Source organism: Rickettsia endosymbiont of Ixodes pacificus (assembly GCF_000965155.1).
Taxonomy (GTDB): domain Bacteria; phylum Pseudomonadota; class Alphaproteobacteria; order Rickettsiales; family Rickettsiaceae; genus Rickettsia; species Rickettsia tamurae.
Window position 1 is genome coordinate 616941 of the sequence record NZ_LAOP01000001.1, and the last position, 12846, is coordinate 629786.

Sequence of the window (12846 nt, forward strand, 5' to 3'; positions counted from 1 at the left end):
TTTTATTTTGACATATAGCTAGACCATAGTAAATAGGTACAGTTAAATAAACTTTAGTACGTGTTCTACAGCCATACTGATATCTTTGAATTGCCCCGTAACTTTTCTTATTTCGTTCTTAATCTTAAACCAATAATGTTCTATAGGATTTAAGTCTGGGCTATATGTAGGTAAGAATAAAATTCTGCACCCAACCGACTCGATTAATTCTCTTATTATATTATTCTTATGGAAGTTGATATTATCCATAATTACTGTTTGTCCAGGATGTAATTCTTTAGTTAATATAGTCTCTACATAGGTTGTAAATATTTCTTTATTACAATTTCCTTCAAATATTACTGGCGCTATAATTTGATTATTACGAAGCCCCGCTATCATACTGATCCTGGATTTATGTTGATACACTTTGTTTCCATAACATCTAGTACCTTTTATACTCCATCCATATTCTCTACAAGCATTATCTTCTATTCCTGACTCATCAATGAATACTAGAGTTTCTTTAGAAATTTGCTGTATCTTTTCTATAAATTCATTCCTTAAACCAATATCCCTTCTGGGATGAAGATGACTTTTTTTTATAAGTGTACCCTAGTAGTTTTCTATAGTAATTTATTCTAGTTCTTTGTAATCTATTACCTAGTATAATACTTAATTCTTTAGCTGTTTTATCATGATTATTGATAATTAATTCTTCAAATTCTTTGAGATTTATTTTTGCATTATAACCCTTTGCTGGACCATAAGGTTTTGCTTTTATATCTCCTGTTTCCCATTTAAGAGTTTTCCATCTATATATAGTGTTACGACCTATATTGAATATTTTACATGCTTTAACAATTGAGAGCCCATCATCTAGAGCTTTGAATAGTTTCATTCTTAAATCGTAACTGTAACTGCTTGCCATAATTTATTTATTATCATTTATAACATATATATTAGCATAGTATGTACCTATTTACTATGGTCTAGCTATATAGTAATAAGTATGATATGGACACTAATTAAAAATATGAATTAAGGAGGAGATTATGAAAAAATTAGAGCAACACTTTAAGAAACAGCGTAATGATATCGATACTCAAATAAAGAAATATAAAAAAGATCTTGATGTAATCGGCATTAGATATGACCATAAATCTGCACATGTTGAAGTTCCAAATCATGCTACCGGCGGGTTTGAATATTTTAAATGGGATTGGATGACAAGCACTACGGGAGTCATTCAGAAATAGTACAAATATTTAAGAAAATAGTAAGAACTTTAAAAGAAGCTAAAAGTAACCCAGCCCAGTAGAAAACTTAGTATCTAACTTGGATGCTAGTACTAAAAATGCACTTGATGTTAATATTAAGAAGCATAATATTACTGTACCGACGCAAGACACTAATAAGGTAGTATCAGAAATATTATCAGGAATGCAAATATGGTTAGATACAAAAAGTCATATCCCTCTAGAACTTAAGCAAAAATTCTTAGAGTTAGGTTCTAATAATTTAGAACTATTCATAAAAGCTGCTTATAACAAATTTAACAATAAGTGGATAGTTAAAGAATTTATTGATAATACTTTTTTACCACCTAGAGAGGAAAGTAACAAATATCTAGCTGATAGTGGTTGTGATTCAGTTGAGCAGCTATGGACTAAAATAGAAAACCTTAGAATAAGCGAAAATTCAACTGATGAATCTGAAGATGATGAAATATCAGAGGCTTCGGCGAATAAACTTGGAGAAAAAGTAAAGCTTAATAATGGTACTGAAATTGAAGTTAAGGCTATTCTAAAAGGCCCAATACTAAAGATCGTGCAAGGGGCGGAAAAGTTGAGGAGTTTAAACAGGAAAATTTTTTATATTTTCTTCATATATTTTTTGAGCTTCCGATAACGATAATTTTGAATAAATCTCTAGAGACTTGCGGGTTTCATGACCAGAGTATGGTTGAATAAGGGCATCGTCTATTCCTCTTTTTTTAAGCCAAGTAAATAAAAAATGACGTAATTTGTGTGGAGAAATGTTTTGTTGCATACCTGTCAAATTACTATATTTTTCTAATATCCTTCTAATTCCTCTATCAGAATATGGTTTCTTCCAACTTGACTCAAATAGGTAAGAAGTCTTATGCTCTGCGGTGCTAGTGATATACATTGCCAATGTTTCCCGAAAACTTTTTGGAAACGGTACTATTCTGTCTTTTTTTCCTTTTCCAGCAATGATTCTAATTTGACATCCATTCAAGTCAACATCAGGCTTTTTTAGCCTTACCAGCTCACTTACTCTTATACCTGTATATATTAATACTTTGATAATTATAATGTCTTGTATATTTTTACTTTTCCATATTACATCATAATACTTCTGTATTTCGTCTTCAGTTGGAACATAGGGTAATTTTTTAGGTTGGACAGTAACAGCCACTTCTAATTCTTGCCTTAAATACATAAATACAGTACGTAAGTAACCATAATCCGGTGACTCAGATCTTAGGTATTTAGCTAATTGTAGAGCTTTTTTTCTTGGTGAGGTTCTTTTATTCATATTGATGCTGCCTCTTGTGTAAAAAGAGTCTGATCAATATTAATTGCTAAGCGCTTATTTAGATCTAAACTAAAACTTCCATATGGATTAATATGTTCACTAATTAGCGGAGAAATCGCTCTTTTGTCTTCATTACTCATCCTTTCCACCCAAGATGATTCAACTAATATCTGTTGTAACATTAAAGTATTGATGTAGACCATTGATAGCTGTAATAAATGCAAACATAAAGTTGATAATTTTAGCTCTAGTGGGTTGTTACTACGGAATACTCCTGTCTTCCCATAAAATATAAAGTCATTAACACCATTCCAACGTTCTACAACATTTAAGGCACTATGTATTTCTTGTCTTAGTTCTAGAGAATTAAAATAATTACATAGAAAAATAGTTTTTACCGCTCTTCCTAACTCCCTAATAGCTTGGTATGCTTCATGTTGTACATTGCTCTTGGTAAATTTTCTGAGTAAGCATTCTGTATTAGCTATCCCTAATTTCAATGAGACAGCACGCTGTATAATATAATTATAATGTCTTTTGATTAGCTCCCAGTCAATAGGACGTATCAATATGTCCTCTATCTGATTTAAATCTTTTTGATCCTCTTTATCAGTATAATACAACCTTTGTTTATGAATATTTTTGAATCTTGGCATTAAAGCAAAGGAAAATAGGTAAGAAAATGCAAAGCCTATTTCACTTGCACCATGTGTGTCTACATAATTCTTGTCTATATTTGCATTTGTTGCATGCTTTAATATACCTTTTAACATTGAAGCTACTTCTGAAGAATAACAGCTTTTCATTTGAGAATAAATACATACAGATGCAGTATCAACATGCCAGTAAATCATTACTCCTTTACTATGGTAACGAGGATGCCAACTACTCATCAAATTCTGGTCAGAGGCTTTAAAATGTTTTGAATCTGAAGCAACAGATGTTGTATTGTCGCCCCATAGAGATGTAAATCGAATCTTTAGTAAACTATTCACTATTTTACGAATAGCTGCTTGTAAATTTTCTGGATCAAAATATCTAAGCTTTATATATTGTAAATCTTGGTAACTAATCTCTCCATTACTCATACTTTTAAGACCGGTATTTGTACCATATCCTAAGATAGCTAAAAGTAGTCTCTTACGAATAGTTTCTTTATCTAATACTGTTTTAGGACCACTTGCAACAAAATTATCTGTAAAATTAACGAACAAATCTACTTCTTTTAAAACATCAAGTAAACTAGTTGAAGGCCAACGCTTAAAAACTTCTTCTTTTATTAATTCTAATTGTTTTGGAGGATCTTGCTCTTTTATTTTAGCAACTCTTATATGCCCTTTTGGCTTTTTGAGAATATGTACAAATTGATTTTGTGGAATAGTACTATTTAATTTGGATAATGATCTTTTCAATTCTTCTTTTAGTATTTTAATAAAAGTATCGGCATCTTGTGGTTGTTTCAGAATATTAAAATACTTTTCTTTATTTTGATCAAAATCCTTAGGTAAATCCTCTTCTGGGTTACGATACTTATAGCCACCCTTTATCCAAATCTCTTTACTCCTTAGTTTATTTCTTAACTTATTTAATACACATAACTCTAAATCTATTTTTTTAATTCTATTATTTTTATCAAATATCTTATCCCTATGTGATTTTTGTACCGTTTGCTCTATATCCATTATTTGAGTGCTATAATAATATCGCTTATTATTATCTATGTTATCCTTAATTAAATTAATAACATTTGTAATCTTGCTACTACTCGCAGAATCAAATTCTAGGACTTCTATTATTGGAACAATAATTTTCCTATAATAACGAGCAAAAGATTCCCTAGTATTGTAATATAATAAATCACTAAACTTATTAGCTAACTTCTTTGTTGATAATTGTTGCTGAACGTCTAATAATTGTTTCTTTGAAAGTTTGGGATATATAGCTTTATTAATCAAATCCTCTTCATTATCTAAGATGGTATCTACTAAAATCTTTAATACTCGTCTGTTATCATAATTTTTCCTAATTTCTTTTAACTTAGCAAACTTAGCTTTAGATTTGTTTTCTCCAGAAATAAAAATTTTCTGAGTTGTATCGAGAAGAATTTCCACAAGAGAATCATTAATATCAGTTTTTCTCATGAAACAGAAAATAGTCAGTTGAGCATATTTGCTAGCATCTGGCATCTCTTTTATGGTACTCGGATATTTATTAACAATATTTCTATAATAGCGTTTTAAATGTTTAGTTGTTAAAGTTGTTACAATGTCTGGATATTTTAACAACTTTAAAAATCTTAATTTTTCAGTTTCTGATTTTATGCTTTCTATTGTTGTACCCCTTACCCAACGCACAAGATGATTCATCTTAGACATACCATCTGTAATAATTAAAAGCTCATCTAAATAAGCTTTTGTTTCAATATCCAAATCATCCACTATACTTTGAAATAAATCTTTTTCATATTGATATATAGTGCTTTTTACGATTCTGCTTATACTAGATTGACTAATAGAAGAAATATGTAAACCTTCAGATTTGATCTGACATATTAAGATTGAAATTAGACGAGTTTGTGGGTATGTAGATAACTAAGGAGTTATCTATCATATCCACGAACTAAATATAAAACTCAATTAATAGGAACAATATGTCAAATTATGATCAAAAAATAATCAAACCTAAATTAGGATTATTAGAACTTGCAAAACAACTAGGTAGTGTTAGTACTGCGTGTAAAGTAATGGGCTATTCAAGAGATAGCTTTTACCGTTTCAAGGAACTATATGAGATGGGCGGAGAAGCGGCTCTTGTGGATATGAGTCGTAAGAAACCTATAGTAAAGAATCGTGTATCAGAACATATAGAACAAGCAGTAATAAATCTTGCTATAGAGAATCCTGCTCTTGGTCAGCTTCGTGCGAGCCAAGCACTAATAAAGCAAGGTATTATAGTGTCATCCAGTGGTGTACGTTCTATCTGGCTACGCAACGATCTTGAAACTCTAAAGAAACGACTCAAAGCTTTAGAAGCTAAATCTGCACAGGACGGTATCTTACTGACAGAAGAGCAGATATCTGCTTTAAAAAAAGCAAAACAAATTAAAGAGGCTCATGGAGAAATTGATACTCAGCATCCCGGTTATCTTGGTGCACAAGACACCTATTATGTCGGTAATATGAAAGGAGTAGGTAGAATATACCAACAAACCTTTATTGACACTTATTCTAGAGTGGCTATTTGCAAACTCTATACTGATAAATCTGCAATAACATCCGCTGATATTTTAAATGATAAGGTAATACCTTTCTTTAATAATCATGATGTACCACTACTGAGAATCCTTACAGATAGAGGAACGGAATATTGTGGTAAGGTAGAACATCATGCTTTTGAGTTATATTTGGCTATAGAAAATATTGATCATACTAAAACTAAGGCACGTTCTCCTCAAACTAATGGAATATGCGAAAGATTACATAGAACTTTAAAAGATGAATTTTATGATATAGCTTTCCGTAAAAAGATTTATAGCTCATTAGAGGATTTACAGATTGACTTAGATCAATATTTAAACAAATATAACAATACTAGACCGCATTCTGGAAAGTTCTGTTATGGAAAAACTCCTATGCAAACTTTCAAGGATAGCATTAAAATTGCTCAAGATAAGTCTATTAATTCTTACTTATCTGACAGCACTTTTGCTGCTTAATCAATCTCTACCTGTCAGATCAAGTGTACGGGCTGTTGAAAAAGTTATAAAAAGAAGTAGAAAAGAGTTAATCTAAGGAATAAGCTGTATTTTTATGCTTAAATGAAGGTGTAAAGATGCAGGGTTATAAGCTTGATCAAAGTGTGAGATGTAATAGCCTTAGCTTAAGGCACATGATACCTAATGATCATTTATTAGTGAGGATTCATGAAGCTAAAGAATTAGAGTTTTCTTTTATCTATGAAATAACTAAGAATCGTTATTGTGCTAATTACGGACGTCCATCAATTGATCCTGTATTATTTTTTAGGATGCAAATAATAAGTTACTTATATGGTATAAAGTCAAATAGACGATTATGTAAAGAAATTCAGTTAAATATAGCATATAGGTGGTTTTGTGGTTTAAGTTTAGAGGATAAAGTACCGGATCATTCATCATTAAGTAGGATAAGAGATAGATTTGGGGTAGAACTATTTCAAGAAATATTTATAAGCTTGATTAAGCAATGGTATGAACTAGATATTATAAAAGGAGAAACAATTATTTCAGATGCCTCTTTAGTTGAATCTAATGCCTCTATGAATAGCCTAATATTAAGAAAAGATCAAGGTGATTCACAAAAGAGAGAATTAAAAAAATATGAACGTCGTTATCATGATTTCCGAGAAGGGAAAAAAGTAAGGAAAATATCTAATCAAACTCATGTCAGTAGGACAGATCCTGATTGTAGTCTTGTATCAAGAACTAATGGTTATAAAAAGCTATGTTATAAGACCCACTACTCAATTGATTCAGATTCACGTATTATAATAGATTGTTATGTAAGTACAGGATCACAACATGAGTGTATTGTACTTCCAAGTAGAGTTTGGAATATATTAAATAATTTTTCTTTTAGAGTAAAAGAATGGATAGCAGACAAAGGTTATGGTAGAGGTCCAACCTATGGATATTTTAAATTACTTGGAATTACAACTTATATACCTTTACATGTAGATAATCTTGGTGAAGGAAAAATAAGTAGGGGGGAATTTCAATATGATAGAGAACAGGATAGATATAAGTGTCCACAGGGACATTATCTTTATCCGTATGATAAATTAGATAAAAAACAAATAAAACGTTATCGTATTACAGGAGGGCATTGTAAAAATTGCTCTCTAAAATCAGGTTGTATTTCTGATAATTATAGTAATAGAGGACGATTTATTTATCGTAATCCTTATCAGGATGAAATAGATGAGGTAAAGGTCAGACAGAATAGAATTGATTTTAAGAAAAAACTAATTGAGAGAAAGTGGAAAATAGAAGGTCTATTTGGTGAAGCTAAGGAGAATCATGGTTTACGAGGAGCAAAATTTAGAAGTGTACAGAAAACACAGATTCAAATACTGATGATTGCGATAGTACAAAATTTTAAACGGATACTTAAAATTATTTTTTGGTTTTTTTATCTACTGCTATTAAAGATAAAAAAATATTAAAGTATTTGCAACCTTGTTGATTTTTTCAACAGCCCGTGTAGAGTTTTACAAGAAATATTATGCTCAACTATGAAATCCTGAGCATATTCCTGTAGCACCTCATATTCAAATATTCCTTCACAACTTATTACATTTTTTAAATGTAGCTGCAAATTAATCCTATCAGTCTTGTTAGTTTTTTTAACAGGAGTAATATTAAAATATTGTAGGATTTTAATTTTATAATTTCTAATTGCTCTAGCTGAAGGAATCGTAATGCTTGTTGTATCTAAATCCAACTTAATAGCAATATTAGTTAATAATGAACCTGATATTTTTGGCAAACCATCAAAGAACCTATGATGAGATTCATAATATTTTAGCATTATTGCATAATACAAACGAAATTTCTTTTGGGTGGAAGAAATTAATTTGTGTTGTGAGTCTGTAAATTTTGAATTTAATCGTTTCATAAAAAGTTCCCATAATCCCCAGTCTCGGTACATTATTAACCAAAACTGCAAAAAATCTGGAAGATTTTATAGCACAATTATTCTAACTATGAAAGTTATTTCTTAACTCGGTACTTTCTCCAACTTTGCCGCTCCCAGCACGATCTTTAGTATTGGGCCTAAAAGACCTATCTGATAAAGAGTTTGTGAATATGGCTTTAAAAAGAGTTGAACCTAATACTAGTGAACACTATTACAAAAAGAAATAGCATTACAGCTTGTATATAATAATATACAGGAAGGTCGTGTCGATAAGTCAAGTACTGTTAAGGTAATTAATTCTTTTAGTAATGCACCAACCTTATTAAGTTGGTTTGTAGAATTAGCGACCTTAATATTGAAGAAATAAAAGCTAAAGAAGTAGAACTTACTGGCGGCGCTTCTTATTTAGACTAGTTTTTTAATGTTGTTCTCGTTTCTTATGTCATTCTCGTAAGGCATTGCCTGCGTGGATATCAAGTCGTCATTGCGAGTAGCCATTGTTGTGTGGATCGATAAAATCCACTGTGTCACCCCATGGCTTGACCACGGTATAACACTGAATATATAATTCCATGATTCTTAAAAATATATCTTTACTAATAATATTATTCTTTTCAATATCAGCTTTTTCTGCTGGTCATAGTCTAAAAAATATCTCTATTACTGTTGTCGCTCCGGCAACAGGAGCGGATAATAAAACCTTGTCGGATTTAAAAAATATTAATGGACTAAATTTACAAATTCCTTCTAAGTGTTTTGCTAAAGGTAAGTTATCCTTTCTTGCAAGTAGCGATGAAGTAAGGTTTAATTGCCTGCGGGATGCATTATTTGATAAGTCTGATAATGTAGTATGGAGTTTACGAGGCGGTTACGGCTCTGCTAGGATAATTCCCGATTTACTAAAGCTACCAAAACCAAATAAAGAGAAATTCTTTATAGGGTATAGCGATGTAACGGCTTTACATCTTTTTCTATCACAAGAATGGGGCTGGAAAACTATTCACGGCAGTAATATAGCCGATCTCTTAAAGCTGGAAAAAGATCAAGGTAATTTTACCAAGCTTGCTGAAATATTAAAAGGTAAAGTAAAGCAGGTTACTATAGATAATTTAGTGCCTCTTAACGATATAGCAAAATCAAGTGATCTTGTTAACGGCAAACTAACAGGCGGTAACTTAACTATGGTGCAGACTAGTATCGGTACAAATTGGCAGATAAGAACTAAAGGCAAAATTCTTTTTTTAGAAGATGTGAATATAGTTGCTTTTAGATTAGATCGTGAGCTTTTACACTTAAAGCAAGCAGGGTTATTTGAGGATGTTAAGGCCATAATATTTGGTTCATTTGATAAAAATTCTGAAAGCACAATGTTAGTGCTTCGTAATTTTGCAGATAGTTTAGATGTACCGGTATTTAAAACAAATAGATTCGGTCATGAAAAAATTAACGATCCGATTATTTATAATACGAATAGTAAGATTATTAAAAATAAAGGATTTAAGTTAGTGATGGGGCTATAAACGTTATGCTATCACGTGGCTTGACTAGGTTTATTGCATGGATACCACCTCGTCATTGCGAGCAGCCGTAGGCTGCGTGGCAATCTCATGAAATAATAACAAACTCCTGAGATTGCTTCGTCAATTGCTATGCAATTTCCTCGCAATGACGATTTTTACAGTTAACTCTACCTCATCAAATGCAAATAATCATTATACTTTGATAAATTCAAATCATAAGAAAAGAACTTATTTGTAATATAATGTTCAAGTAATTTTACTAATCCTGCTTTATGTCTATTTAAAGTCTCGATGCTTAAAGCTATTTCCGTTGTTTGCACATAAGGTTCGGTACTGGTTATTTTTACATAAGCAATAGTGATTTCTTTATTTATACAGCTAGATTCAGAAAGCTTTAGACAAGATGAATTGACGACTGAGCCTGCGGAGCGTACAAAAGTACGTGAGCAAAGGCGAATGTCAGAAAATTCGCTTGTATCAAGCTTTCTGAATCTAGCTGTATAAAATCCGTTTTCTAGTAACATTAAACTTTCTATAATAAGTTGTGGAGAGAGTCCTAGTTCTATTTCTTTTCTAGTTGGGATAGTACCGGTTTTATAATCCAGTATAGTTATATTATTTGATTTACTTATTTCAATTCGGTCAGCTATACCGATTATTTTTATATCTTGACCTGCAATATTTAGCTGTAATTCCCCTTTAGTTTCAAAATAGATTTCTTTGCAGTTTTTTCGGCGTTCTATATCAAATAAAATAAAAGCTTTACTGAAAGCCGTGAGTTTTATTTGCCAAGTTTTTTTTGTGTAGTTTGGTAAAATAGTGCTATATAAAATATGATTACCGATATTTATTAAAGCATTTTGTTTATCAAGCAAATTTAAATTAATATATTGTTTGTCGTGATTTTTAGAATATTCCTCTAAAACTTTATGAATAAAATTACCGAAATCCGATATTTTAGGCTCTTCCCATATATTATCTTTTTTACGTAGTCCAAGAATTTTCTTAGCATAAAAACCGTATGGGTTTCTTATTAATGTTTCTATGTCGGTTACTGATAAGACGGCTGGAAAAAAGGTGCTGCTTGCTACTTTGTCATCCCGCGACTTGATCGCGGGATCCAGAAAAATATTGTTACTTCTATTAATCGTATGGATACTGTGGTCAATCCACGGTATGACATGTTTAAGTTGCAGCTTCAAAAATAAATTACTCGGCACTAACAACTTCCCATCATATTTTTTAGCATTCAGTATAACTATTTGTTTATTTTGTAGAAATAAATTGAAGTAATCTGAATATAGAGTAGGGGCGATTTCATTGTAATCTATATTTAGTATCTGCAAGGCTTTTTTGCTAAGCCATGGGTGAGCTTTAGCAGTAGGTGTCCAGTTTTCATTATTAAAATGCGGTAATATAATTAAGTCGAATCCGCATAATGCTAAATCTTCCGGTGAACCGATAATTATACTAGCAGAGTCGGTATTTTTGTAATATTTGATATTAGAAAGTAGAAAAGAGAAAATTTTAGGAAAATCCTTTTTATCCGTTAAATTTATATATTTACCGGATTCCCGCTTTTGCGGGAATGACGTAGAGAGATATGCGGTTAAATTTGTTAAAAATTCAAGTAGTTCTACTCCTCCTTCTCCCTCCCAAATAGTAGGTAAAAGTTTTTCAGCTATTCCTTTAGCCGCTATTAGAATATCTGGTATATTATGCGGGTTATCGGTAAATAAAATATCTATTAAGTTACGGCAATACTCCTTTGTATCCTCGTTATCAAATTGTAATTGCAATAAATATTTCGGCGAGGATATAAAACGGTTTTTATTAGAGAGCATTAACTCTAACTTTTGCACAGCGTCATTCACAAAGCTTGATACAGGCGAATTTTTTGAGTTAAGTCTGTGCTCACGTATTGTACGCTGTGCAGACTTACTCTTAAATTCATCCTGTCTGAAGCTTTGTGAATTTAGCTGTCCTATAGGACAATTAATTAAAGGATTTTTAAGTAATAAAAATAGAAGTTTTAAATCAAAATTATTACATAATATTTTAATAATGGAAGTTAGTAATTCGCTGATATTAGTAAGCCTTAAGTCATTACCTAGTAGATCTTCATATTTATCTAAAAAATTACAATATACTCTCTTAAGCTTATTATTATTTGTAATGATTGCAATCCGTTTATCTTTATTACGGCTACATATATAAGCTATTTGTTTAGCTTCTTCATAAATATTTGCGGGTTCTAAATAAGATATACCATTGCTAATCTGCTTGGAGGCGGGGTTATAGTAAATTATGTAATCCTTTAATTCTTCTTCAAATCTTTTTAAAAAAACATTAGGCTTGAATATTCCGGCGAGTATTATTTGCTTATTCCTATTCTTTATCCTTATTATTTCTTCTTGTAATAGCTTTAATTTATAAACTGCTTTAGTTTGTTTTTGAGTAAACGATATTTCTTCTTGCCATCTTAAAAAGCAATATTCTAGAAATTTATAAATCTTTTGCCAATAGTTAGAATTGTTATAGACTTCAATTAATTTTATATCGATATTATTTATTATAAGGTCATTAAACAATTTTCTTAGAATTTCTGCAGCTTTTAACGATTCATTTTTATTAAATGGTAAGTCTTTATATTCTGTAATTATTTTTGATATAATAAGAAGTTCTTCTATTTTAGATACATAATCCGAATCGGTTTTTTTTGAAATAAGAGAATTAAAAGGAATAATGATAGGTAATTTAATTTTATATTTATCGGTTAAAATCTTCTTTAATTCTAGGCATGAGAAATTATTAGGCAATATTATTTGAACTTCTGTACCTTTCCCTAATTTATCAATGATGTACTGAGCAAATATCTCTAAATAAGCCATAAATATTTGTTTTATGCTTAGTATAACACATTTGTAAAATGAAACAAATATTGTTAAAAATCATAATTCTTGATTATTAATTTTTATTAACTATTCTATACAAAAATTATTAATCTAAATTAAGGAGTATGTAATATGTCTAATATAACATATATATTAGGGACAAGAGAGAAAAAGGTCAACATTTAGTTTTAAATAAAGAAATCTTATCTAAGCTAT

The 12846-nt window shown here is 30.6% G+C and carries 8 protein-coding genes and 1 pseudogene; 4 read left to right on the forward strand and 5 right to left on the reverse strand.

The annotated features are described in order from the left end of the window. Positions 1–42: 42 nt before the first annotated feature. A protein-coding gene (locus REIP_RS09275; RefSeq protein ID WP_156147374.1) for an IS630 family transposase occupies positions 43–910 on the reverse strand; the annotation gives its coding sequence in 2 pieces (ribosomal slippage) (positions 43–582 and positions 584–910; 867 coding nt in all). Positions 911–1034: 124 nt separating this feature from the next. Here REIP_RS09275 and REIP_RS03385 point away from each other — a divergent pair. After that, positions 1035–1749: pseudogene (locus tag REIP_RS03385) on the forward strand (hypothetical protein); the annotation flags it as partial. Positions 1750–1836: 87 nt separating this feature from the next. On the opposite strand, the gene REIP_RS03390 reads toward REIP_RS03385, so the two are convergent. Both REIP_RS03390 and REIP_RS03395 read right to left on the reverse strand, forming a co-directional pair. Further along, complete coding sequence (locus REIP_RS03390; RefSeq protein WP_045803832.1) at positions 1837–2541, reverse strand: tyrosine-type recombinase/integrase; 705 nt, start codon at positions 2539–2541, stop codon at positions 1837–1839. Continuing rightward, on the reverse strand, positions 2538–5105 hold the full coding sequence (locus tag REIP_RS03395; protein ID WP_156147408.1) for a Tn3 family transposase: 2568 nt from the start codon (positions 5103–5105) through the stop codon (positions 2538–2540). The genes REIP_RS03390 and REIP_RS03395 overlap by 4 nt, the downstream gene beginning before the upstream one ends. An 86-nt stretch (positions 5106–5191) precedes the next feature. Here REIP_RS03395 and REIP_RS03400 point away from each other — a divergent pair, with 86 nt between their 5' ends. Together REIP_RS03400 and REIP_RS03405 are read left to right on the forward strand one after the other, a co-directional pair. Then, positions 5192–6256, forward strand: coding sequence for an IS481 family transposase (locus REIP_RS03400; protein ID WP_045803566.1), 1065 nt, complete (start codon positions 5192–5194; stop codon positions 6254–6256). 173 nt (positions 6257–6429) lie between these two features. Next, the gene (locus REIP_RS03405; RefSeq protein WP_172686766.1) at positions 6430–7743 is read left to right on the forward strand and encodes a transposase; all 1314 of its coding nucleotides are present in this window, start codon (positions 6430–6432) and stop codon (positions 7741–7743) included. Here the strand turns inward: REIP_RS03405 and REIP_RS03410 are convergent. After that, positions 7740–8195, reverse strand: coding sequence for a DUF4158 domain-containing protein (locus REIP_RS03410; RefSeq protein ID WP_156147409.1), 456 nt, complete (start codon positions 8193–8195; stop codon positions 7740–7742). The two genes, REIP_RS03405 and REIP_RS03410, sit on opposite strands and share 4 nt — an antisense overlap. Before the next feature lie 593 nt (positions 8196–8788). Here REIP_RS03410 and REIP_RS03415 point away from each other — a divergent pair. Continuing rightward, positions 8789–9736, forward strand: coding sequence for an LD-carboxypeptidase (locus REIP_RS03415; protein ID WP_045803834.1), 948 nt, complete (start codon positions 8789–8791; stop codon positions 9734–9736). A gap of 167 nt (positions 9737–9903) precedes the next feature. On the opposite strand, the gene REIP_RS13625 is transcribed toward REIP_RS03415, so the two are convergent. Beyond that, the gene (locus REIP_RS13625; RefSeq protein ID WP_045803835.1) at positions 9904–12627 is read right to left on the reverse strand and encodes a PD-(D/E)XK nuclease family protein; all 2724 of its coding nucleotides are present in this window, start codon (positions 12625–12627) and stop codon (positions 9904–9906) included. Between the last annotated feature and the right edge of the window lie 219 nt (positions 12628–12846).

Coding starts and splice junctions, on each gene's coding strand:
- REIP_RS13625 (WP_045803835.1), bottom strand. CDS start 12,627: ATGGCTTATTTAGAGATATTTGCTCAGTACATCATTGATAAATTAGGG.
- REIP_RS03405 (WP_172686766.1), top strand. CDS start 6,430: ATGATACCTAATGATCATTTATTAGTGAGGATTCATGAAGCTAAAGAA.
- REIP_RS03415 (WP_045803834.1), top strand. CDS start 8,789: ATGATTCTTAAAAATATATCTTTACTAATAATATTATTCTTTTCAATA.
- REIP_RS03390 (WP_045803832.1), bottom strand. CDS start 2,541: ATGAATAAAAGAACCTCACCAAGAAAAAAAGCTCTACAATTAGCTAAA.
- REIP_RS03400 (WP_045803566.1), top strand. CDS start 5,192: ATGTCAAATTATGATCAAAAAATAATCAAACCTAAATTAGGATTATTA.
- REIP_RS03410 (WP_156147409.1), bottom strand. CDS start 8,195: ATGAAACGATTAAATTCAAAATTTACAGACTCACAACACAAATTAATT.